The organism is Pseudomonas panipatensis (genome assembly GCF_900099785.1).
GTDB classification, from domain to species: domain Bacteria; phylum Pseudomonadota; class Gammaproteobacteria; order Pseudomonadales; family Pseudomonadaceae; genus Pseudomonas; species Pseudomonas panipatensis.
Window position 1 is genome coordinate 309,123 of the sequence record NZ_FNDS01000007.1, and the last position, 21,310, is coordinate 330,432.

19 protein-coding genes are annotated in these 21,310 nt (G+C 62.7%); 13 read left to right on the forward strand and 6 right to left on the reverse strand.

Features of this window, described 5'->3' with window-relative positions:
- The first annotated feature begins 32 nt into the window (after positions 1 to 32).
- The 5 genes from BLQ74_RS17935 to BLQ74_RS17955 all read left to right on the forward strand — a co-directional run bounded on the left by BLQ74_RS17935 (position 33) and on the right by BLQ74_RS17955 (position 7,805).
- Positions 33 to 266: a hypothetical protein gene (locus BLQ74_RS17935; RefSeq protein ID WP_090264650.1), complete on the forward strand. Its 234-nt coding sequence runs from the start codon at positions 33 to 35 to the stop codon at positions 264 to 266.
- 318 nt (positions 267 to 584) lie between these two features.
- Positions 585 to 2,390, forward strand: coding sequence for a phenylacyl-CoA dehydrogenase (locus BLQ74_RS17940; protein ID WP_090264652.1), 1,806 nt, complete (start codon positions 585 to 587; stop codon positions 2,388 to 2,390).
- 160 nt (positions 2,391 to 2,550) lie between these two features.
- The gene (locus BLQ74_RS17945; RefSeq protein ID WP_090264654.1) at positions 2,551 to 3,831 is read left to right on the forward strand and encodes a GGDEF domain-containing protein; all 1,281 of its coding nucleotides are present in this window, start codon (positions 2,551 to 2,553) and stop codon (positions 3,829 to 3,831) included.
- A 123-nt stretch (positions 3,832 to 3,954) separates the two neighbouring features.
- The gene (locus BLQ74_RS17950) at positions 3,955 to 5,751 is read left to right on the forward strand and encodes an acyl-CoA dehydrogenase C-terminal domain-containing protein (protein ID WP_090264656.1); all 1,797 of its coding nucleotides are present in this window, start codon (positions 3,955 to 3,957) and stop codon (positions 5,749 to 5,751) included.
- A gap of 275 nt (positions 5,752 to 6,026) precedes the next feature.
- Positions 6,027 to 7,805 (forward strand): acyl-CoA dehydrogenase C-terminal domain-containing protein, encoded by a 1,779-nt coding sequence (locus BLQ74_RS17955; protein ID WP_090264658.1) that lies wholly within the window; start codon positions 6,027 to 6,029, stop codon positions 7,803 to 7,805.
- Between the two features lie 299 nt (positions 7,806 to 8,104).
- Here BLQ74_RS17955 and BLQ74_RS17960 read toward each other — a convergent pair whose 3' ends face one another.
- Positions 8,105 to 8,983, reverse strand: a complete 879-nt coding sequence (locus tag BLQ74_RS17960) for a LysR family transcriptional regulator (RefSeq protein WP_090264660.1) — start codon at positions 8,981 to 8,983, stop codon at positions 8,105 to 8,107.
- Positions 8,984 to 9,083: 100 nt separating this feature from the next.
- Here BLQ74_RS17960 and BLQ74_RS17965 point away from each other — a divergent pair, with 100 nt between their 5' ends.
- Complete coding sequence (locus tag BLQ74_RS17965; RefSeq protein WP_090264662.1) at positions 9,084 to 9,788, forward strand: MOSC domain-containing protein; 705 nt, start codon at positions 9,084 to 9,086, stop codon at positions 9,786 to 9,788.
- A gap of 136 nt (positions 9,789 to 9,924) precedes the next feature.
- On the opposite strand, the gene BLQ74_RS17970 is transcribed toward BLQ74_RS17965, so the two are convergent.
- Positions 9,925 to 10,662 (reverse strand): SDR family oxidoreductase, encoded by a 738-nt coding sequence (locus BLQ74_RS17970; RefSeq protein ID WP_090264665.1) that lies wholly within the window; start codon positions 10,660 to 10,662, stop codon positions 9,925 to 9,927.
- A 107-nt stretch (positions 10,663 to 10,769) separates the two neighbouring features.
- Between BLQ74_RS17970 and BLQ74_RS17975 the strand changes: the two genes are divergently transcribed.
- The gene (locus BLQ74_RS17975; protein WP_090264667.1) at positions 10,770 to 11,672 is read left to right on the forward strand and encodes a LysR family transcriptional regulator; all 903 of its coding nucleotides are present in this window, start codon (positions 10,770 to 10,772) and stop codon (positions 11,670 to 11,672) included.
- Here BLQ74_RS17975 and BLQ74_RS17980 read toward each other — a convergent pair.
- Positions 11,669 to 12,370 carry a helix-turn-helix domain-containing protein gene (locus BLQ74_RS17980; protein ID WP_090264669.1) on the reverse strand — a complete coding sequence of 234 codons (702 nt, stop codon included), beginning with the start codon at positions 12,368 to 12,370 and terminating at the stop codon, positions 11,669 to 11,671. The genes BLQ74_RS17975 and BLQ74_RS17980 overlap by 4 nt on opposite strands.
- A gap of 293 nt (positions 12,371 to 12,663) precedes the next feature.
- Between BLQ74_RS17980 and BLQ74_RS17985 the strand changes: the two genes are divergently transcribed.
- The 5 genes from BLQ74_RS17985 to BLQ74_RS18005 all read left to right on the forward strand — a co-directional run bounded on the left by BLQ74_RS17985 (position 12,664) and on the right by BLQ74_RS18005 (position 17,920).
- Positions 12,664 to 13,422, forward strand: coding sequence for a COG4705 family protein (locus BLQ74_RS17985; RefSeq protein ID WP_090264671.1), 759 nt, complete (start codon positions 12,664 to 12,666; stop codon positions 13,420 to 13,422).
- Between the two features lie 79 nt (positions 13,423 to 13,501).
- A complete protein-coding gene (locus BLQ74_RS17990) occupies positions 13,502 to 14,791 on the forward strand; it encodes an NAD(P)/FAD-dependent oxidoreductase (protein ID WP_090264673.1) in 1,290 nt (429 codons plus the stop codon).
- 17 nt (positions 14,792 to 14,808) lie between these two features.
- Complete coding sequence (locus tag BLQ74_RS17995) at positions 14,809 to 15,363, forward strand: helix-turn-helix domain-containing protein (RefSeq protein WP_090264674.1); 555 nt, start codon at positions 14,809 to 14,811, stop codon at positions 15,361 to 15,363.
- Positions 15,364 to 15,458: 95 nt separating this feature from the next.
- Positions 15,459 to 16,808, forward strand: a complete 1,350-nt coding sequence (locus BLQ74_RS18000; protein ID WP_090264676.1) for a glutamine synthetase family protein — start codon at positions 15,459 to 15,461, stop codon at positions 16,806 to 16,808.
- A gap of 293 nt (positions 16,809 to 17,101) precedes the next feature.
- A complete protein-coding gene (locus BLQ74_RS18005; RefSeq protein ID WP_090264678.1) occupies positions 17,102 to 17,920 on the forward strand; it encodes a 2OG-Fe(II) oxygenase in 819 nt (272 codons plus the stop codon).
- Between the two features lie 155 nt (positions 17,921 to 18,075).
- On the opposite strand, the gene BLQ74_RS18010 is transcribed toward BLQ74_RS18005, so the two are convergent.
- Positions 18,076 to 18,558: a BRO-N domain-containing protein gene (locus tag BLQ74_RS18010; RefSeq protein ID WP_090264680.1), complete on the reverse strand. Its 483-nt coding sequence runs from the start codon at positions 18,556 to 18,558 to the stop codon at positions 18,076 to 18,078.
- Between the two features lie 855 nt (positions 18,559 to 19,413).
- Between BLQ74_RS18010 and BLQ74_RS18015 the strand changes: the two genes are divergently transcribed.
- Positions 19,414 to 20,076 carry a hypothetical protein gene (locus BLQ74_RS18015; RefSeq protein ID WP_244507222.1) on the forward strand — a complete coding sequence of 221 codons (663 nt, stop codon included), beginning with the start codon at positions 19,414 to 19,416 and terminating at the stop codon, positions 20,074 to 20,076.
- Positions 20,077 to 20,135: 59 nt separating this feature from the next.
- On the opposite strand, the gene BLQ74_RS18020 is transcribed toward BLQ74_RS18015, so the two are convergent.
- Both BLQ74_RS18020 and BLQ74_RS18025 read right to left on the reverse strand, forming a co-directional pair.
- Positions 20,136 to 20,780 (reverse strand): Nmad2 family putative nucleotide modification protein, encoded by a 645-nt coding sequence (locus BLQ74_RS18020; protein WP_090264683.1) that lies wholly within the window; start codon positions 20,778 to 20,780, stop codon positions 20,136 to 20,138.
- A gap of 2 nt (positions 20,781 to 20,782) precedes the next feature.
- On the reverse strand, positions 20,783 to 21,280 hold the full coding sequence (locus BLQ74_RS18025; RefSeq protein WP_090264685.1) for a TIR domain-containing protein: 498 nt from the start codon (positions 21,278 to 21,280) through the stop codon (positions 20,783 to 20,785).
- Positions 21,281 to 21,310: the final 30 nt, after the last annotated feature.

Consider the following 21,310-nt stretch of genomic DNA (forward strand, 5'->3'; position numbering starts at 1 on the left):
AATAGCCGGTAGTTCCTCCCTGGAGTTCGTCGATGCAAATTTCCGCCAACGCATTCTCCGCCGGCCTGCAGGGCGTGCGCAGCGGCCAGCAGCAGGTCGAGCGTGCCGCCGAGAAGATCGCCGGACAGCCCGCCGCCACCAATGGCGAAGACCTGGCCAAGCCCCTGGTCGATCTGCAACAAGGCAAGTACGCTGCCCTGGCCTCCAGCCGCACCCTGCAAGTCGCCGACGAAACCCTCGGGACGCTGATCGACATCAGCGTCTGAAGGCGCCGAAGCTCTCAGAATTTCCTGTCATAAATTTCTAGCCGCCGACCGTCCCCATGACGCGTCGGCGGTGCGCTCCTGCGCTTTACTTAATGCCTGTAGCCCCCGCAATTTCAGCGCTCTAGCGCGGCGCCGGAAGCGTGACCGGGCAGTCGGTTTGCGCGCTTGACAAGGGTATGACGTAAACGTATGTTTCAAACGCCTGTTTGAGAGTCGTGCTGCGCCTGCGCAGCGACTGGGCGGCCGGGAACGCTCCCGCACTGCGACCGCACCTATCGGTCGCCCATTAACCAGAACCCTTCGTAGAGGTTTACCGCTATGCCTGATTACAAGGCCCCCTTGCGTGATATCCGTTTCGTTCGCGACGAGCTGCTGGGCTACGAAGCGCACTACCAGAGCCTGCCTGGCGCCCAGGACGCCACCCCGGACATGGTCAATGCCATCCTCGAAGAGGGTGCCAAGTTCTGCGAACAGGTGATCGCTCCGCTGAACCGCGTCGGCGACCAGGAAGGCTGCACCTGGAGCCCCGAGGGTGTGAAGACCCCGACCGGCTTCAAAGAGGCCTACCAGCAATTCGTCGAAGGCGGCTGGCCGAGCCTGGCCCACGATGTCGAGCACGGCGGCCAGGGCCTGCCGGAATCCCTCGGCATGGCCATCAGCGAGATGATCGGCCAGGCCAACTGGTCCTGGGGCATGTACCCGGGCCTGTCCCATGGCGCCATGAACACCCTGCATGCCCACGGCACCCCGGAGCAGCAGCACACCTACCTGACCAAGCTGGTGTCCGGCGAATGGACCGGCACCATGTGCCTGACCGAGCCGCATTGCGGCACCGACCTGGGCATGCTGCGCACCAAGGCCGAGCCGCAGGCCGACGGCACCTACAAAGTCACCGGCACCAAGATCTTCATCTCCGCCGGTGAGCACGACATGGCCGACAACATCGTGCACATCGTGCTGGCCCGCCTGCCCGACGCTCCGCAGGGCACCAAGGGCATTTCGCTGTTCATCGTGCCGAAGTTCCTGCCCAACGCCGAAGGCGGCGTAGGCGAGCGCAACGCCGTGTCCTGTGGCTCCATCGAGCACAAGATGGGCATCCACGGTAACGCCACCTGCGTGATGAACTTCGACGCCGCTACCGGCTTCCTGATCGGCCCGCCGAACAAGGGCCTGAACTGCATGTTCACCTTCATGAACACCGCTCGCCTGGGTACCGCGCTGCAAGGCCTGGCCCACGCCGAGATCGGTTTCCAAGGTGGCATCGCCTACGCTCGCGAGCGTCTGCAGATGCGTTCGCTGACCGGCCCGAAAGCCCCGGAAAAGGCCGCCGATCCGATCATCGTGCACCCGGACGTGCGCCGTATGCTGCTGACCGCCAAGGCCTTCGCCGAAGGCAACCGCGCCATGCTGTACTTCGCTGCCAAGCAGGTCGATATCGTGCAGCGCAGCCAGGACGAAGAGCAGAAGAAAGCCGCTGACGCGATGCTGGCCTTCCTCACGCCGATCGCCAAGGCCTTCATGACCGAAGTCGGCTTCGAAGCCGCCAACCACGGCGTGCAGATCTACGGTGGCCACGGCTTCATCGCCGAGCACGGTATGGAGCAGAACGTCCGCGACAGCCGTATCTCCATGCTGTACGAAGGCACCACCGGCGTTCAGGCACTCGACCTGCTGGGCCGCAAGGTACTGATGACCCAGGGCGAAGCGCTCAAGGGCTTCACCAAGATCGTGCACAAGTTCTGCCAGGCCAACGAAGCCAACGACGCGGTCAAAGAGTTCGTCGCTCCGCTGGCGCAACTGAACAAGGAATGGGGCGAGCTGACCATGAAGGTCGGTATGGCCGCCATGAAGGACCGCGAAGAAGTCGGCGCCGCATCGGTGGACTACCTGATGTACTCCGGCTACGCCTGCCTGGCCTACTTCTGGGCCGACATGGCGCGCCTGGCCGCCGAGAAACTGGCCGCCGGCACCAGCGAAGAAGCCTTCTACAAGGCCAAGCTGCAGACCGCGCGTTTCTACTTCCAGCGCATCCTGCCGCGTACCCGTGCCCATGTCGGCGCCATGCTGTCCGGCGCGAGCAACCTGATGGACATGGCCGAGGAAGACTTCGCCCTCGGTTACTGATGGCTCGGGCCGCTCTCCGGTCCCTGACGCAGTGAAAAAGCCCGCCCTATGGCGGGCTTTTTTTGTGCGTCCAGACAGGCGCCAAGCGGCAGAAGCTGCCATCATTAGGCCATTTATTTCCGCGCTACCCACGGCGCTGGAAACTACCCCGGAACCTTAAGTGCGTCCCATCGCCCACTACCGCCCCAGCCATTTCATCGCGCCCCTGCTGCTGTTGCCGGCAGGGCTTGGCGCCGGCTCGCTGATGGCGATGAGCGAGTTCTTCGTGTCCCTGTTCAATGTGCTGCCGACCCTGCTGCTGTTGCTCGGTGGCGCGCTCTGCCTGATCTACGGGCGCCAGCGTCAGCTGTTCATGCTGGCGGTGGTCTACATCGGCTATTTCCTCCTCGATACCCAGGTCGGCTACTACCGCGCCCACCAGGCGCCGCGCGCCGATGCACCCTTGGTGTTCCACCTCATCTGTCTGCTTCTGCCGTTGCTCTATGGGCTGTACGGGATCTGGGAGGAGCGCACGCACCTGTTGCAGGACCTGTTCGCCCGCGGCGCCGTGCTGGTCGCCGTGGCGGCGGTGGCGACCGGGCTGGCGCGCAGCTTTCCGCAGGGCTTGCTGGGGCTGGTCAGCGAGACCTACTGGCCGGCGCTGAGCGCTCGCTGGATGGTGCTGGCGCAACTGCCTTACCTGGGCTTCCTGATTGCCTTCGGCCTGCTGCTGAGCACCTACCTGCGCCAGCCGCGGCCATTGCACGCCGCGCAACTGATCGGGCTGTTCGGCCTGCTGTGGATGCTGCCCAAGGTGTTCATCCTGCCTTACGCGCTGCATGTGATGAGCAGCCTGGTGATGCTCAACCTGGCCGCCGCGGTGGCCCACGAGGCCTACCAGATGGCCTTCCGCGACGAACTCACCGGGCTGCCCGGCCGCCGCGCGCTCAATGAGCGCTGTCAGCGCCTGGGCCAGCAGTACGTGCTGGCGATGGTCGATGTCGACCACTTCAAGAAGTGCAACGACACCCATGGCCATGACGTCGGCGACCAGGTGCTGCGCATGGTCGCCAGCCACCTCAAGCGTACCGGCGGAGGCGGCAAGGCCTATCGCTATGGCGGCGAGGAGTTCACCCTGGTCTTCGCCGGCAAGCCGCTGGAAGACTGTCTGCCGCACCTGGAGGCGGTGCGCGAGGTGATCGAGGGTTACGCCATGCAGCTGCGTGATCGCGGCAAGCGGCCCAAGGACGATCGCAAGGGGCGTGAGCAGCGTGGCGCCTCGGCCAGGCAGAGCATCAGCGTGACCGTCAGCATCGGCGTGGCCGAGCGCGATGCCGTCCAGCGCCACCCGGAAGAGGTGATCAAGGCCGCGGACCAGGCGCTGTACTCGGCCAAGAGCGGCGGCCGCAACCGCGTCGCGGTGCATGGGCAGGCGCGGCGCGGGGCGGTGCGTACGGCCTGACGGGAGCTGCGGTTATGGCTGCGCATTCAGCGCATGCACGGTGATTGCCGAGGCTTTCCGGCGCACAGTAGGTTCGAGGTTTGACACGCGCCGTGACGGCGCCGAACCGAACGGAGAATCGCGATGCCCGAATACAAGGCTCCCCTGCGCGACATGCGCTTCCTGATCGACGAAGTCTTCGATTTCAGCGGCCGCTACCAGGCCCTGGGGGCGACCGACGCCAGCCCGGACATGGTCAGCGCCATCCTTGAGGAAGGCGCCAAGTTCTGCGAGCAGGTATTGGCGCCGCTGAACCGTTCCGGCGACGAAGAAGGCTGCCACTTCGACAATGGCGTGGTGACCACGCCGAAGGGCTTCAAGGAAGCCTACGCGCAGTACGTCGAAGGGGGCTGGAACGGCGTATCCAGCGATCCGGCATACGGTGGCCAGGGCCTGCCGCACTCGCTCGGCCTGCTGGTCAGCGAAATGATCGGTGCCAGCAACTGCTCCTGGGGCATGTACCCCGGCCTGACCCGTGGCGCCATGTCAGCGATCCACGCTCACGGCAGCGCCGAGCAGAAGCAGGCCTACCTGCCGCGCATGACCGCCGGTACCTGGACCGGCACCATGTGCCTGACCGAGCCGCACTGCGGCACCGACCTGGGAATCATCAAGACCCGCGCGCAACCCAATGCCGACGGCAGCTACGCGATCAGCGGCACGAAGATCTTCATTTCCGCCGGTGAGCACGACATGAGCGAGAACATCATCCACCTGGTGCTCGCCAAGCTGCCGGACGCCCCGGCCGGCACCAAGGGGATTTCGCTGTTCATCGTGCCCAAGTTCCTCCTCGACGCCCACGGCGAGGCCGGCGCGCGCAACGCCGTGGCCTGCGGCTCCATCGAGCACAAGATGGGCATCAAGGCCTCGGCCACCTGCGTGATGAACTTCGATGGCGCCACCGGCTACCTGATCGGCGAGGCCAACAAGGGCCTGGCCTGCATGTTCACCATGATGAACCACGCGCGCCTGGGCACCGGCATGCAGGGCCTGTGCCTCGGCGAGACCAGCTACCAGGGCGCCGTCCGCTATGCCCAGGATCGCCTGCAGATGCGCGCGCTGACCGGGCCCAAGGCACCGGACAAACCGGCCGACCCGATCATCGTCCACCCGGACGTACGGCGCATGCTGCTGACCATGCGTGCCTTCAACGAGGGCAACCGTGCGCTGGCCTACTTCACCGCGCAACTGCTCGACATCGAAGACCTGGCCGAGGCTGCCGAGGAGCGCGAGCAGGCGGCCAACCTGCTGGCTTTCCTCACGCCCATCTGCAAGGCCTTCATGACCGAGACCGGGCTGGAGGTGACCAACCTCGGCATGCAGATCTATGGCGGCCACGGCTTCATCCGCGAGTGGGGCATGGAGCAGCTCGTCCGCGACTGCCGCATTGCGCCGATCTACGAAGGCACCAACGGTATCCAGGCGCTCGATCTGCTCGGACGCAAAGTGCTCGGCAGCCAGGGCAAGCTGCTGATGGGCTTCACCAAACTGATCCATCAGTTGTGCCAGGCGCAGGCCGAGCATCCGCAACTCAAGGGCAAGGTCGCCCAGTTGGCGGCGCTGAACAAGCAATGGGGCGAGCTGACGCAGAAAGTTGGCATGGCCGCGATGAAGAACCCCGAGGAGGTCGGTGCGGCGGCGGTGGACTACCTGATGTTCTCCGGTTACGTGACCCTGGCCTACTTCTGGCTGCGCATGGCGCTGGTGGCCCAGGACAAGCTGGCGCAGAACAGCGGCGAAGCGGCCTTCTACGAGACCAAGCTGGTCACCGCCGACTTCTACTTCAGCCGTCTGTTGCCGCGAGCCGCGGCGCATGTAGCCGCGATAGAGGCGGGTGCGGACAGCCTGATGCGCCTCTCGGCCGAGCAGTTCGCGCTCTGATCGGGCGCTCCCCCCTGGCGGCAAGCGTAATCGGCTGGGCATGTCGCCCGGCCGATTCGTTGTGCGGATTTGGGCTCTGTCGCCGCGTCTGTTTCCGCCAGCGCTGTCGTCGGGCTCTTGTTATTTCGTGACCAAAATATAAAATCCAGTCCAAATCATGACGCTACGGCTCTGAAATGTTGCTGGAGTAAACTCCGCCCGTACCTCTTCGTACATCCTATTCTGAATACTGCTGGCTGCTTGTTCAGCCGTTGTTTCGCTCGAGGATTTCTCCCATGGCTGACTACAAAGCACCCCTGCGTGACATGCAATTCGTCCTCCACGAAGTCTTCGAGGTCGCCAAGCTCTGGGCTGAGCTGCCAGCGCTGGCCGAGACTGTCGATGTCGAGACCGCCAACGCGATTCTCGAAGAGGCCGGCAAGGTCACCGCGGGCGTCATCGCTCCGCTGAACCGCAGCGGCGATGAAGAAGGCTGCTCCTGGAGCGCCGAGGGCGTGAAGACCCCGGACGGCTTCCCCGAGGCCTACCGCACCTATGCCGAAGGCGGCTGGGTGGGGGTCGGCGGCGATCCGGCCTTCGGTGGCATGGGCATGCCCAAGGTGATCTCGGCGCAGGTCGAGGAAATGGTCAACTCGGCCAACCTGTCCTTCGGCCTCTATCCGATGCTCACCGCCGGCGCCTGCCTGTCGCTGAATGCCCACGCCAGCGAAGAACTCAAGGCGAAATACCTACCGAACATGTACACCGGCGTGTGGAGCGGCTCCATGTGCCTGACCGAGCCGCACGCGGGCACTGACCTGGGCATGATCCGCACCAAGGCCGAGCCCCAGGCGGACGGCTCGTTCAAGATCAGCGGCACCAAGATCTTCATCACCGGCGGCGAGCACGACTTGGCGGAGAACATCATCCACCTGGTGCTGGCCAAGCTGCCGGACGCACCGGCCGGCTCCAAGGGCATCTCGCTGTTCCTGGTGCCCAAGGTGCTGGTCAACGACGACGGCTCCCTGGGTGCGCGCAATGCCGTGTCCTGTGGCTCCATCGAACACAAGATGGGCATCAAGGCTTCGGCCACCTGCGTGATGAACTTCGACGGTGCCACCGGCTGGATCGTCGATGCGCCGAACAAGGGCCTGGCCGCCATGTTCACCATGATGAACTACGAGCGCCTGGGCGTCGGCATCCAGGGCCTGGCCACCGGCGAGCGCTCCTACCAGAGCGCCGTGGAATACGCCCGCGAGCGCATCCAGAGCCGCGCACCGACCGGCCCGGTGGCCCAGGACAAGGCTGCCGACCCGATCATCGTGCACCCGGACGTGCGCCGCATGCTGCTGACCATGAAGGCGCTGAACGAGGGCGGTCGCGCCTTCTCCAGCTACGTTGCCATGCAGCTGGATACCGCCAAGTACAGCGAGGACGCTGTCACCCGCAAGCGCGCCGAAGAACTGGTCGCCCTGCTGACCCCGGTGGCCAAGGCCTTCCTCACCGACATGGGCCTGGAAAGCACCGTGCACGGCCAGCAGATCTTCGGTGGCCACGGCTTCATCCGCGAATGGGGCCAGGAGCAACTGGTGCGCGACTGCCGCATCACCCAGATCTACGAAGGCACCAATGGCATCCAGGCGCTCGACCTGGTCGGCCGCAAGGTGGTGGGCAGCGGCGGTGCGTTCTCCAAGCACTTCACCAATGAGATCCGTGCGTTCACCGCGTCCGCTGGCAACGAGCTGGCCGAGTTCACCGGGCCGTTGAACGCCGCGGTGCAGAACCTCGACGAGCTGACCGCCTGGGTTCTCGATCGCGCCAAGGGCAACCCCAACGAAATCGGCGCCGCCTCGGTCGAATACCTGCAGGTCTTCGGCTACACCGCCTACGCCTACATGTGGGCGCTGATGGCACGGAGCGCACTGGGCAAGGAAGGTCAGGACGACTTCTACGCCAGCAAGCTGGGCACCGCGCGCTTCTACTTCGCCCGCCTGCTGCCGCGCATCCACTCGCTGAGCGCGTCGGTCAAGGCCGGCAGCGAATCGCTGTACCTGCTCGACGCCGCGCAGTTCTAAGCGTCAGCCCGAGGAAAAGCCCCGCAGGTGCGGGGCTTTTTCGTTTCCCGGCGTCCAGCCGATCGGCAGTTTGTAAGCCTAGGCTTACACGCTGTGGCGTTAATCACGTCTACCGAGTGCTTGGTTCGGGAGGTAACCTTCTTTCCAGTCAGGACATTGCGCAGGAAGCGCCAACGACAACACGGAAATTCAGGGATTCCACCACGGATGGTGGCTAGCACGGACGTCAGGATATCGGTCTGCAAAACCCCGCCCGCAAGGCGGGGTTTTTCTTTGCCCGCGTTTTTTCCCCAGTTGCCCTAAAGCGCCCCTTCGAGCAAGGAGCGCAGCAGTTCCACACTGCTGTGCTGGCGCTGTGCGTCGCGGTAGACCAGGCCCACGCTCAGTGGGATACGCGGCTCGCTGAGCGGTTTCCAGAGCAGCTCGCGGTTGCTGTGCAACTGACGCGCCCGTCCTGGCAGGACGGTAGCGAAGCGGCTGTGCGGCAGGCTGTCGAGAATGCCCGTCATATGGTTCAGCTCGGCTTGTACCCGTGGACGGCGGCCAATCGCGGCCAACTGCTCCTGCCAGATCTGCCGCGCCCGGAACTCTTCGCCGAGCAGCAGCATCGGCAATTCCGCCGCCTGGGCCAGGGAGACCTTCTTGAACTCGCGCAGCGGATGGTCGGCGGGGATTACCAGTTGCAGCTCGTCGGGGTACAGCTCGACGCCGTGCAACGCCGGCTGGCGCGGCGGCAGGAAGCCGATGCCGATGTCCAACTGGCCAACCAGCAGACGCCGCTCGATCTCCACCCCGGACAACTCGTAGAGGCGCACCCGCAGGTGCGGCTGTGCCGTGTTCAGGCGTTCGACCAGGTAGGGCACCAGATTGGCGTTGACCGTCTGCAGCACGCCGATCGACAGGCTGTGCGGGGTATGGCCGCGAAATGCGCGCATCGCCTCGTGGGTCCGCTCGAGGCCGTCGAGCAGCGGCACGGCATGGTTGTACAGGGTCTGCGCCGCCACCGTCGGCACCAGGCGCTTGCCGGTGCGCTGGAACAGCGCCACGTCGATGCTGCGTTCGAGCTGGCGAATCTGTTGGGACAGCGCCGGCTGGGATAACGCCAGGCGTTCGGCGGCGCGCCCGACATGGCCTTCCTCGTAGAGCGCGACGAAATAGCGGAGCTGGCGAAAATCCATAAGTGATGCTTATCAACGAAACTGGAAAATCGAAATGGATCGGGATCCGGTTGAAGCCCTAGTCTAGCGCCTGTCCGCTGTCACCGGTGGGTATACAAAGGTGGAAACGATCGTCATCCAGGGCGTTTTCATAGGCAAAGTCGAAGAGTGCTGGGGTGGTCTGATCAGCGCTATCGACAAGCTGGAAAGCCATCGCGAATCTTGGCTGGGCAGCGAAGGCCTGCCGGGTGACGAACACGCCGACCTGCGCCACCACGGTGGCCTCGACCGCGCGTTGCATCACTATCCCGCCGAGCACTACCGGCATTGGCGCAAGCAGTATCCGCGACAGCGCTGGCAGCAACCGGCGTTCGGCGAAAACCTGTCGACCTTCGGCGTCAGCGAGGCGGATGTCTGTGTCGGTGACCTGTTCCGCTGGGGTGATGCGCTGATCGAGATCAGCCAGCCGCGTTCCCCCTGCTATCGTCTGGGACGGCGCTGGAATCTGCCGGAGCTGCCCCTTGAGTTGCAGCGGCAAGGCCGTTGCGGCTGGTTCTATCGGGTACGTCGCGCGGGCATGGTGAGCCCCGATGCGCCCCTGGAACTGGTGCAGCGGCATTACCCGCAGTTGACCGTCGCCAGCCTGTTGCGCTGGTACTTCGGTGAGCCGCTGGAGCGTTGCGGACTGCGCCAGATGATGGCCTGTGACGCGCTCTCCCTGCGCTGGCGCAAGACCGCCGCGCAACGCCTGGCCAGTGGCGTGGTGGAAGACTGGACGGCCCGCCTGTCGGGCCCAGAATGCCTGGAGTCGAAGCCCGTCGCCTGATGGCTTCGCTCCGCAACACTCCTCGCGTCCGCCCCCGGACGTCGTTTTGGTCCATCGGGGCGGCTTTTATTCGACGCCCCGGTTCCGCAAGGAACCGGGGCGTTCGTTCGTCCAGGCGGCGCCGGTGCCCATCGGCTCAGGCGAAACCGCCATTGGCGCGCAGTACCTGGGCATTGACCCAGGCGCCATCCGGGCCGGCGAGGAATGCCACCACGCCGGCGATGTCATCCGGTGTGCCCAGGCGTTCCAGCGGCGCCATGCGGGCGATCTGCTCGACCTGCTCGGGCGTCTTGCCGTGCAGGAACAGTTCGGTGGCCACCGGCCCCGGCGCCACCGCGTTGACCGTGATGCCTCGTCCGCGCACTTCGTTGGCCAGCACCGGCACCAGGCCTTCGACCCCGGCCTTGGCGGCGATGTAGGCGCCGTAGTTGGGGAAGGACTTGGCGATCACGCTGGTGGAAAACAGGATGATCCGTCCGCCTTCGCCCAGCAGGCGGGCGGCTTCGGCCATCACCAGATAGCTGCCGCGCAGGTTGGTGGCGATCAGCCGGTCGAAACGCGCCAGGTGTTCGCTGGCGATCGGAAAGTTATCCATCACGCCGGCGCAATGCACCACCACGTCGAGACGGCCGAACGCGGCGCTCACCGCGGCGAACAGCCCCTGTACCTGCTCGGCGGCGGCGATATCGGCCTGAAAGCTGTGCGCCTGGCCGCCAGCGAGGCGTATCGCGGCAACCAGTTGCTCGGCATCGTCACGGCTACCGGCGTAGTGCACGGCAATGGCGAAACCATCGGCGGCCAGGCGCTTGGCCACGGCATGGCCGATGCCGCGGGAAGAACCGGTGACCAGGGCGATTTTGCGCGACTCGTTCATCTGCATGACTCCACTGAAAGGCTGTGAAGGTCATTCTGGTTGTTGAATGCTGATGAATAAATGCGCAAGGATTGCCAGCAGAATTCAATCCGAGACAACAGTTCGCCATGGATCGCTTGGACACCCTGCGCCTGTTCACCCGCATCGTCGAACGCGGCAGCTTCAGTCAGGCTGCTGCCGAGCTGGGCATCCCGCGGGCCACCGCCACCCATGCGATCAAAGCGCTGGAACAGCGCCTCGGCGCGCGCCTGCTCGAACGCACCACTCGCCAGGTGCGCCCGACCCTCGACGGTCGGGCCTTCCATGAGCGCTGCCAGCGCATCCTCGCCGATCTGGAGGGGGCCGAGGGAGCCCTCAGCATGCCGAGCGCCGACCCCCACGGCACCTTGCGGGTCGACCTGCAGGGCAGTCATGCGTCGCTGGTGATACTGCCGCGCATCGCCGAGTTCCACCGGCGTTATCCACGCATCGCCCTCCGCATCAGCAGCGGCGACCGCCTGGTGGACCTGCTCGGCGAGGATATCGACTGCGTGGTGCGCGCCGGCCAGCCGCGTGACTCCTCGCTGGTGGCCAGGCGCCTGGCGGCCTTGCCGGAAGTGATCTGCGCCAGCCCCGACTACCTGGAGCGAGCCGGCAGCCCGAGGCACCCCGATGAATTGCTCAAGCACCAGGCCGTGGGCTTCTTCGCCACCGGCAGCGACAACCGCTACCCCTTTACCCTCGAGGTGGACGGCACGGTCCGGGAATACCCGGCGGCCGGCTGGATCACCGTCAGCGACGCCGCGCACTACAGCCTCTGTGCATTGCAGGGGTGCGGGTTGATCCAGGTGCCGCGTTATCACGTCGAGGACTACCTGCGCGATGGACGGCTGCGCCAGGTGCTGGGCGACTGGCCTTGCCCGGCGTTGCCGGTGTCGGTGCTCTATCCCTACCATCGGCAGCTGTCGCCGCGGGTGAAGGTCTTCGTCGAGTGGCTGGTGGCGCTCTACGCCGAGCGCTTTCCCGACTAAAGCTCGACTTCCCCGCCGGCCAGAACGCACAGCTCGGTGAAGTCGAGAATCTCCGTTTCGCGTCCGTTGACCTTGATCAGACCGTGCTTCTGCAGGCGAGTGAAGCTGCGCGAGACGGTTTCCACCGCCAGGCCGAGGTAGTCGCCGATTTCCGTGCGCGACATGCTCAGGCGGAAGCGCAGCGCGGAGAAGCCACGGTCGCGGAAATGCGCGGACAGGTTGAGCAGGAAGGCGGCGATGCGCGAATCGGAGTTCAGCCGCGAGAGCAGCAGCTTCATCTGCTGATCCTCGCGGATCTTGCGGCTCAGCATCAGCAGCAACTGGTGCGACAACCCCGGGATCTGCTTCGACAGCTGCTCCAACTGGTCGAAGGGAATCTCACTGCACAGTGTGCTTTCCAGGGCGATCGCCGACACCGGATAGCTGCCTTCGTCCATCCCGGAGAAGCCGAAAATCTCGGTGGCGTAATAGAAGCCGGTGATTTTCTCCAACCCCTGCTCGTTGGTGGTCACCGTCTTCAGCGAACCGGAGCGCACCAGATAGAGGCTGTGGAAGGCATCGCCCTGGCGGAACAGATAGTCGCCTTTGTGCAGCAGGTGGCCCGGCTTGATGATGGCCTCCAGCTCCTGGAGCTGATCGTCGCCCAGCGTAGGCGGGGCCAGGCGGCAGTTCTTGCAGTACGGTTGCGACTTCAACATCTGATTCATCCTGTTATCTCCCGTGCGCCAGCCCTGACCGCGTCCTGCGGCCGATGCTTCCCCATAGACCATAGCAACAGATGGATATCTGTCATCCGGCCCCCGCCGTGGGCGGGGAGCTGCGTGCACGGGTTTGCATTTGCGACTTTTTCTTGATTGCTTCTTGACCTCATCTTCACCTGGCGGACGGCACTCTGCGCGCCGGTCCGACCCAGCCGGGCGGCCGTCTGGCCGGGGCGCCCACTGCGGGCAACAACCCCCCGCCACAAGCCAAGTTTCGGAGTGCGAGATTCATGAACAAACTGCCGCAGATCACCCTGGCGTTCTGGGTGATGAAAATTTGCGCGACCACCCTGGGGGAGACGGCCGGCGACCTGCTGTCGATGACCCTCGACGTGGGCTACGCCATCAGCTCGCTGATCCTCATCAGCCTGTTCCTCGTGACCCTGGTCAGCCAGTTGCTGTCGCGTCGCTACAACCCCTGGCTGTACTGGCTGGTGATCCTGTCCACCAGCACCGCCGGCACCACCATGTCCGACTTCATGGACCGCACCCTGGAGCTGGGCTACGCCAGCGGCTCGGCGATCCTGGTCAGCATCCTGGTGGCTATCTTCGCCGCCTGGCGCCTGAGCGGCACCTCGCTGTCGGTGGACAACATCCGCAGCCTCAAGGGCGAGATGTTCTATTGGATGGCCATCCTCTTCTCCAACACCCTGGGCACCGCGCTGGGCGACTTCCTCGCCGATGACTCGGGCCTCGGCTTCGCCGGCGGCGCGCTGCTGATCGGCAGCCTGATCGCGCTCATCGCCGTACTGCACTACTTCACGCGGCTGTCCTCGGTGCTGCTGTTCTGGCTCGCCTTCGTCCTCACCCGGCCGTTCGGCGCCACGCTCGGCGACTTCCTCACCAAGACCCACGAGAACGGCGGCCTGGGCTTCGGCACCATCGGCTCCTCGGCGGTACTGGCCGGCGTATTGCTGGTGCTGGTGGTCCTCGCCACCCGGCGCAAAACGGCTGAACGGACGACGCTGGCAGCCCCCAGCAACGGCTGATTGCCGAACGGGCTGGCTTCGTGAAATTCACTGTGATATTTTTCATGAAAAATAAACAGAGCAATTTCACGAGGCCGCCATGTTCCTGCGCTCCAACCAGCCCGTCGGCACCTACTACGCCGCTGCCAACCCAGAGTTGTTGCAGCCGCGCGCGCCGCTGACGGAGTCACTGGATTGCGAAGTCCTGGTCATAGGCGCGGGCTTCAGCGGTCTGCACACCGCACTGCAACTGGCCGAGAACGGCCGCCAGGTCTGCGTCATCGAAGCCAGCCGCATCGCTTGGGCCGCCTCCGGGCGCAACGGTGGGCAGGCCCTGCCGGGCTGGTCCAGCGACCTCGGCCCGATCGAAGCCGACCTTGGCCACGAAGGCGCCCTGCGCCTGTGGCAAGGCATGCTCTGGGCCGCCGGCGAGCTGCGTGACCTGCCGCAACGCCATGGCTTCGACTGCGACTACCGCGTCGGCCACCTGTGGACCGCCGTGCTGCCGCGCCGCGTCGGCCTGCTCTATGACTGGCAGGCCGAAGCCAATCGCCGCTGGGGTTACGAGGGGCTGCGCTTCATCCCGCGTGAAGAGCTGCCCGAATGGATCGCCAGCGACCGTTACCAGGCAGGCCTCTACGACCCGCATTCGGCGCACCTCAACCCCTTGAAGCTGGCCTACGGCCTGGCTGCCGCGCTGGAGAAGGCCGGCGGGCGCATCCATGAGCAGACCCGCGCGCTGCGCTACCACGAAGCCGGCAGCGGCTTCGTCGTCGAGACCGAGCACGGCAGCATCCGTTGCGCCGCCCTGGTGCTGGCCTGCAACGCCTACATCGACGGCCTCGATCCGCAGGTGTCGGCGCGCATCCTGCCGGTCGGCACCTACCAGGTCGCCAGCGTGCCGCTGGGCGAGGAACTCGCCCGTTCGTTGCTGCCGCAGAACTGCTGCGTCACCGACAACCAGTTCGTCCTCGACTACTTCCGCCTGACCCCCGACCACCGCCTGCTGTTCGGCGGCGGCTGCACCTACCTCGGTGGCATGCCGACGGACATCCGCGCCGCCACCCGTCCCTACGTCGAGCGGGTGTTCCCGCAACTGCGCGGGGTCGAACTGGAATACGCCTGGGGCGGGCACATCGACTGCACCATGCGGCGCACCCCGGACATCGGTCGGCGTGGCGAACTGTTCTGGCTGCAGGGCTACTCCGGCCACGGCGTCCTACCCAGCCTGGCCGCCGCCCACGCGGTCAGCGAAGCCATGCTCGGCCGCGGCGATGAACTCGACCTCTACCAGCGCCTGAGCAATCCCGGCTTCCCTGGCGGCCAACGATTCGCTGCGCCACTGGAAGCCGTCGGCAAAGCCTGGTATCGCTTGCGCGACTTTTTCTGAACGAGCCCCGCACGCACATGCATGACCGTGAAAACGAAGGCCTGGCGGAACTGATCCGCGACCTGCGCAAACACAAGAACCTCACCCTCGGCGCGCTGGCCGAACGCATCGGCCGCTCGGTGGGCTTCCTCTCCCAGGTGGAGCGCGGGTTGTCGCGCCCGACCGTGGCCGACCTCACCGCCATCAGCGAAGCCCTGGGCGTGCCGACCACCTTCTTCTACGCCGGCAGCACCCAGCGCGAGCAACCCTGGGTCACCCGCCCGGCCGACCGCCGCACCCTGTACTACGCCGGCGGTGTCACCGACATCCTCGCCTCGCCGAGCATGTCCGGCGGCTTCTCCATGCTCGACAGCATCCTTGCGCCCGGCGCCAGCAGTGGCGACGAGCACCTGAACGACAGCTCCGAGCAGGGCGGCTTCGTCCTCGAAGGCGAACTCACCGTCTGGTACCAGGACGACGACGCCCCCGTGACCCTTTACCCCAACGACAGCTTCCAGCTGCCGCCCCACGCCAAGTTCCGTTACGCCAACCTGACCGACAAACCCACCAGGGTGCTCTGGGTCTTCACCTGATTTTCGAATGGCAACCTGCACTGTCCGGCCCAGGCCGGCCAAGGTTTCCATCCGAAAGCGATCCAGCAGCGCCGAACAACAAAGGCAGACAAGAAATGAACCGCCAAAGCTTCCCCGACCTCCTCAGCGAAGTGCGCGCCTTCCGCGCCCAGCACCCGGACATCCGCTACGTCGACCTGATCTGCCTGGACATCCCCGGCCAGTTCTACGGCAAGCGCTACCCGGTCGACATGCTGGAAAAAGTCGCTGCCGGCAGCCCGCTGAAACTGCCGCAGAACTGCGTGCTGCTCGGCGTGCAGGGCGGGCTGCACCCGATCGGCGACTACTGCTTCAACGACGGCGACCCGGACGCCCCGCGCCGGCTGATCCCCGGCACCCTCAAGCCGGTGCGCTGGGAAAACCAGCCGCTGGGGCAAATGCTGATCAGCTCCGACGGCACCGACGCGCCCATCGAATTCGAACCGCGCGAAGTCCTCGCCCGCGTGCTGCAACGCCTGGAAGCCAAGGGCATCCGCCCGGTGGTGGCCTTCGAGCTGGAGTTCTACCTGTTCGACAAGAAGCTCAAGGACGGCCTGCCGCAATACCCGCGCGACCCGCTCTGCGACGACGAAGACGACCAGCCGAACATGCACATCGAGCGTCTGTCGCGCTTCTCCGACGTGCTCCATGACATCGTCGACGCCTCCCGCGAGCAGGGCGTGGACGCCAACGTCATCACCGCCGAAATCGGCCCCGGCCAATTCGAGATCAACTTCGCCCACTGCGAAGACGGCCTGCACGCCGCCGACCAGGCCGCACTGTTCACCCGCGCCACCCGTGGCGTGGCGCTCAAGCACGGCTACCGCGCCAGCTTCATGAGCAAACCCTACCTGCACGCGCCGGGCAGCGGTATGCACGTGCACGTCAGCCTCTACGACCGCGACGGCAAGAACCTGCTCGACGGCGACAACCAGCGCCCGCTGCGCCACGCCGTGGCCGGTTGCCTGGAGCTGCTGCCGCACTGCATGCCGATCTTCGCCGCCAACCACAACGCCTACCGCCGCTACGGCTCCCGCGTCAATGCCGCCAGCCGCGCCAGTTGGGGCTTCGAAGACCGCGACGCGTGCATCCGCATCCCCGAGTCCGACGGCAAGAACCTGCGCATCGAACACCGCCTCGCCGGCGCCGACGCCAACCCCTACCTGGTGCTGGCCGCCATCCTCACCGGCATGGAACACGGCCTGGAAGCCGGCAAGGAACCCATCGCCCCGCTCAACGACGACCGCGACAGCGGCATCGACTTCCCGCGCGACATGCTCGGCGCCGTCGCTGCCATGGAAAACCACCCGGTGGTGAAAGAAGGCCTGGGCAGCGAGTTCGTCTTCGTCTACTGCGAAAACAAACGCCACGACCACCTCGACTTCATGAACGAAGTCAGCGCGCGCGAGTACCGCTGGTTCCTCTGAGCCAACCCCAGCGCCGCGCTCCCGCACGCGGGAGCGCGGCGTTTCCGTGGTTAGCGCCGGCTCGTTGAGCGACCGGAACGCACATCAAGCCCGTAGGGTGGGGGGAGTCCCGAAACCCATGCTGTCTCCCCAGCGATGGGCATCGCCACGGGCTCCAGCCATCCGACGAGCCCACTGCCTGTCCTGGGCCGGGTGAGCGCTCAGGTATGGGTATGTCTGTCCGCCGCTTCACCTCTCCATTCAGATCGCTGACAATTCCGCGGGAAAACTCCTACTGACGAATGGATGCTGGAATGGACATCAACGAACTCGCCAAGCTGCTTGTTTCGCGCCTGGATGAGCACAGCGCTGAGATCAAGGCTCAATGGAGCAGCCCGCAAGGGACTCATACCCGTCATTTCTATGTCGATGACCTGTTAACAGCCGATCTTGCCCAGGCGATATACAGCGCCTTCCCGCGCAATGCCGATGGCTTCTTCGACCGCCAGTCTTTCCGCGAGAAGAAGAAGACGCTGACCAATCTCGCTGACCATCCGCCGATTCTCAGTGCCATCACCTATGCGATGCAGCACCCCAGCGTCGTCGAAAAAGTGGCCGAACTCGTTGGCCTGAAGAACATCGTCCCCGACCCAAGCCTCTATGCCGGTGGCTTGTCGATGATGTTCCAGGGCGATTTCCTGAACCCGCATATTGATAACAGCCACGATGGCAGCCGAAATCTCTATCGTCGCCTCAACCTGCTCTACTACGTGTCCCCGGATTGGGCGCTGGAAAACGGCGGGAACTTCGAACTCTGGGACCCCCAGGTCAAACAGCAGAAGACCATCGTTTCGCGTTTCAATCGCCTGGTGGTGATGGAAACCAACAAGGACTCATGGCACTCGGTGAGCCCCGTGGTCGTGGAGTCGCCGCGTTGCTGCGTATCCAACTATTACTTCTCCGCCGAGTCGCCGGATGAACTGGACTACTTCCACGTGACCTCCTTCAGTGGGCGGCCGGAAGAGCCAGGGAAACGCCTGTTGGGCTATTTCGATAACCGGCTGCGCAACACGGTATCCAAGGCATTGGGAACCGGACGCGGGCGCAAACTGGTCAACAAGACAGAAGAGTGATGGGCATCGCCACAGGCTCCACCCATCCGACGAGCTCACGGCCTGTCCTTGACCGGGTGAACGGCCAAGGCGCCGACCAGACCCGTAGGATGGGTTGAGTCCCGAAACCCATGCTGTCTCCCCAGCGATGGGCATCGCCACGGGCCCCAGCCATCCTACGAGCCGGCTTCCATCAGCCGCACCGCATCGCCGAAACGCACCCATAGCGTGCCCTGCCAATCCAGCAGACTCATTTCCTGGCCCTGCACCTGTTCCAGGCGCCGACGGGGCAGGTGTGGGTTGCTTTGCTGGGCATCGCGCAGCACCGGCACCACCTCGTTACTCAGCCACTGGCGCAGGCTACGGTTCTCCGGGTGGTAGAAGTGCACCATCAGCAGCGTGTAGACGCCGCTTTCGCTGATCAACAATTCCTCCTCGCATGCGCCGCGCGTCCCCAGCAGGCGCCCGGTACGGCACTGGTCCGCATCCAGCTTGTGGATAACCCGCGTGGTAATGCGGCTGTTGGTCAGCCGCGCCAGATCACGCCCGACGAACCACGCCTGGCGCTCGATCAGCAGCGCGCGTAATTGCCGGTGATGGCGAACGAAGACCGAAGGGATGAGGCCGGAATCGGCGGGGGAAGAAAGGGAAGGGGTCATGCTGTCGCTCCTTGCTGCATTCAAGAAGCCGCCACCCAGGAAATCCGAAAAGGGAGGCGGACCGTGCAAGGGTGGAATCCCGGTACACAAACGAAGACCGGTCGGGTCGAAACCCGCCTCGCACGGTCCGCCATAGACAGCCAGAGCGCCATCGGCGGTTAGCTCGACTGGGCTCTGCTATGGCGTGGTGCATCGTTTGTGTTCCAGGATTCCACTCCTGACCACGGCAAAACCGTGGCAGACGGAACGCTACTCAGCACGCTTGTAGGACGGCAATGCCGAGGCAGTGTAGGACATTTCCCTGATCGCCGATTTGACCTATTCGGCTCATGCGCCAGAAACGCAAAAGCCGCGCAATCGCGCGGCTTTTCGTCGTAAAGGTGGTGGGCCCACACGGACTCGAACCCTGGACCAAAGGATTATGAGTTGCCTAGAAATGCTGCAAGCTCAGTAAAATCGTGCGTAGCTTAGCACAGGTACAGTGAGCTGAATGCAGCGTGGTTACTGGTATTGAGCGTAATTTGACGGAGCGGGGGGAGCCTGAGCACTGTACCGCTGGTGTACTGACGCTCTATGCTGGATCACTAGAGCTTACAGGCTATAGAGCTTAGTTTTTAGCGTCGGTATACGGTGGTCTAGGCTGAGCACTCTCAGTGTGATTTTTATTCGGCATGCAGTTAGGCTCCTTCTGGAGTTTTGGCTTGGAGTATTACGACGCATGTTCGGTGCTAATTCTCTAATTGGGATCGCACTTTAACGGGTAATGGCAGCTCGCGATAAGGAGACGGAGCTTTATGCGAGTAATTAGTGTGCGAGAGGTGTGTGATTGGTTTCCTAATGAGCGATGGAGGGGTTGTGGCTGCTGAGTCCACTGGTTCAACTTTGATAAAGTTTTTAATTGATTCTGACTTCCGAATTACTATGGAGGTGTCTCCATGGGTATTTGCATTTTTCGTGCTTGCGTTACTTGTCTTCTTGCTTGCAAAAACGATTGTTTCTAGGTCAAGAATTGCTGATTTTGAAATTGATGAGGCGGAGTTTGGTGTCGGAGATCAGAAAATAAAGCTAAAGCCTAATCTTGTCGATAAGCAAATTGCTTACAAGATTTGGGTTGAGCTTAGCACCAGAAAAATAGGATTGCCGATAAATCTTGAAGATGATGTCATTACTGAGGTGTATGATTCATGGTTCAGTTTCTTTTCCGTTACTAGAGAGCTTATAAAGGACGTTCCCGTCTCTAAGTTTCAGCGGAAGGAAACCGAAATGATCATTCGGCTATCTATAGATGTGCTGAATCATGGATTGCGACCTCACCTAACAAGATGGCAGGCGCGTTACCGCAGATGGTATGAGCACGAGCTTGATGTGGCAGGTAATCATGATATTGAGCCACAGATGCTTCAGAAGAAATATCCACGATATAAAGAGCTTTCGATCGATTTGCTCGCAGTGAATAAACGTCTTATTGGGTATAGAAATAAGATGTATAGTATTGTATCGAGTGTGGAGAAAAGGTAAGTGGCGGGGTGTTTAAAGTGTATTTGTGCACTTTTGATGTTTTTCTTAAAGCTTGCAGGCTAGGTGTGTGGCGTTATCTTGTTATTCTTAACTGAGTATCTGGATTTTGCTGCTTCAAAGTCAAACGGATCGCCATATATGACGTTAGGGTGGAAGTTTTCAGCCAGAAAGGAGATGAGAGGCTGGGCCTGTTCTTGAGTAAACTTCCTATGTCCTCTGGAGTTGCGGTAGCCTATTCTATCAAGCAGTGTAGTAGGAATTTCAACTGCGGCAGCGCCAAAGTAAAAGAAATGCTCAGATACAAGAACTGAGTTGGTTCTTGTGTCATTTAATATGTTGTGTGGATTTGGGGTTCCGTCTGGATAGCTATGATGCGAATTTGATTGATGCCAATTTCCGTTGACTCTGTGGTAGATATTGTCTCCAACAATTGTTTTCAAACTTCCATTGCGCAATGGTTTCTTGTGGCGGTATAGCGAATTTCCCCAGTACTCATCAAATGTAACTGACCTGGTAGTTTTCATTGCGAATATGCATCTGCCAGTCGCTCTTAGTCGTTTACCACCCATCCCTATAATCCAGTCACCTACTTTGGCGACTCGTCTTATATCAGGTTTGCATGTGGCCAGCGTGCACATGTTGTGGAACGGGTTGGGGGCAAAGCCAAAATCTCGATCAACTACGTACATATAGACATTGGGCATATCTAACACTCGGAGTTGGCTGAGGCATTCACTGATGAGCGCGTAGAGCCGTCAGGGTTCTGGAAAGTATCTTCTTCACTATCGATAGCTTGTTGAATGCTTTTTGCATTCCAGCCAACAATCGCTGAGGCGTATTTTTCGAGGCTCTGAGGAATATCTGACTCTTTACCTCCCTGCTCAAAAACGCCGACGATTCTCTTGCCTTGAGCATGTGCTTGATTAATTTCCCAATTAACCCAGGGTCTTTGGTGGGTTTGTTGTCCTATTAACACAACAACTGTGGAGGCCCAGGATATCTTCATGCGAAGCAAGCGTTTGATTGTTGCCTCTTTAATCATTCCCTTTTCCAATCGCTCTTGGTTCGCTGGCTTGGCCCGGATTGAGCTATTCCGCACATCCCACCCTTTTGACCCGAGCAGACTAGTGAATTTATCGACTAGAGCATCATCGCGATGGTGGTGACTGATAAATAAATGTCTCCGACTCTCAGATCTACTCATTCTAGTACCCCTAGCGATAGCGCCTAAAGT

Coding starts and splice junctions, on each gene's coding strand:
- BLQ74_RS17935 (WP_090264650.1), top strand. CDS start 33: ATGCAAATTTCCGCCAACGCATTCTCCGCCGGCCTGCAGGGCGTGCGC.
- BLQ74_RS17940 (WP_090264652.1), top strand. CDS start 585: ATGCCTGATTACAAGGCCCCCTTGCGTGATATCCGTTTCGTTCGCGAC.
- BLQ74_RS17950 (WP_090264656.1), top strand. CDS start 3,955: ATGCCCGAATACAAGGCTCCCCTGCGCGACATGCGCTTCCTGATCGAC.
- BLQ74_RS17955 (WP_090264658.1), top strand. CDS start 6,027: ATGGCTGACTACAAAGCACCCCTGCGTGACATGCAATTCGTCCTCCAC.
- BLQ74_RS17960 (WP_090264660.1), bottom strand. CDS start 8,983: ATGGATTTTCGCCAGCTCCGCTATTTCGTCGCGCTCTACGAGGAAGGC.
- BLQ74_RS17970 (WP_090264665.1), bottom strand. CDS start 10,662: ATGAACGAGTCGCGCAAAATCGCCCTGGTCACCGGTTCTTCCCGCGGC.
- BLQ74_RS17975 (WP_090264667.1), top strand. CDS start 10,770: ATGGATCGCTTGGACACCCTGCGCCTGTTCACCCGCATCGTCGAACGC.
- BLQ74_RS17980 (WP_090264669.1), bottom strand. CDS start 12,370: ATGTTGAAGTCGCAACCGTACTGCAAGAACTGCCGCCTGGCCCCGCCT.
- BLQ74_RS17985 (WP_090264671.1), top strand. CDS start 12,664: ATGAACAAACTGCCGCAGATCACCCTGGCGTTCTGGGTGATGAAAATT.
- BLQ74_RS17990 (WP_090264673.1), top strand. CDS start 13,502: ATGTTCCTGCGCTCCAACCAGCCCGTCGGCACCTACTACGCCGCTGCC.
- BLQ74_RS17995 (WP_090264674.1), top strand. CDS start 14,809: ATGCATGACCGTGAAAACGAAGGCCTGGCGGAACTGATCCGCGACCTG.
- BLQ74_RS18000 (WP_090264676.1), top strand. CDS start 15,459: ATGAACCGCCAAAGCTTCCCCGACCTCCTCAGCGAAGTGCGCGCCTTC.
- BLQ74_RS18005 (WP_090264678.1), top strand. CDS start 17,102: ATGGACATCAACGAACTCGCCAAGCTGCTTGTTTCGCGCCTGGATGAG.
- BLQ74_RS18010 (WP_090264680.1), bottom strand. CDS start 18,558: ATGACCCCTTCCCTTTCTTCCCCCGCCGATTCCGGCCTCATCCCTTCG.
- BLQ74_RS18020 (WP_090264683.1), bottom strand. CDS start 20,780: ATGCCCAATGTCTATATGTACGTAGTTGATCGAGATTTTGGCTTTGCC.
- BLQ74_RS18025 (WP_090264685.1), bottom strand. CDS start 21,280: ATGAGTAGATCTGAGAGTCGGAGACATTTATTTATCAGTCACCACCAT.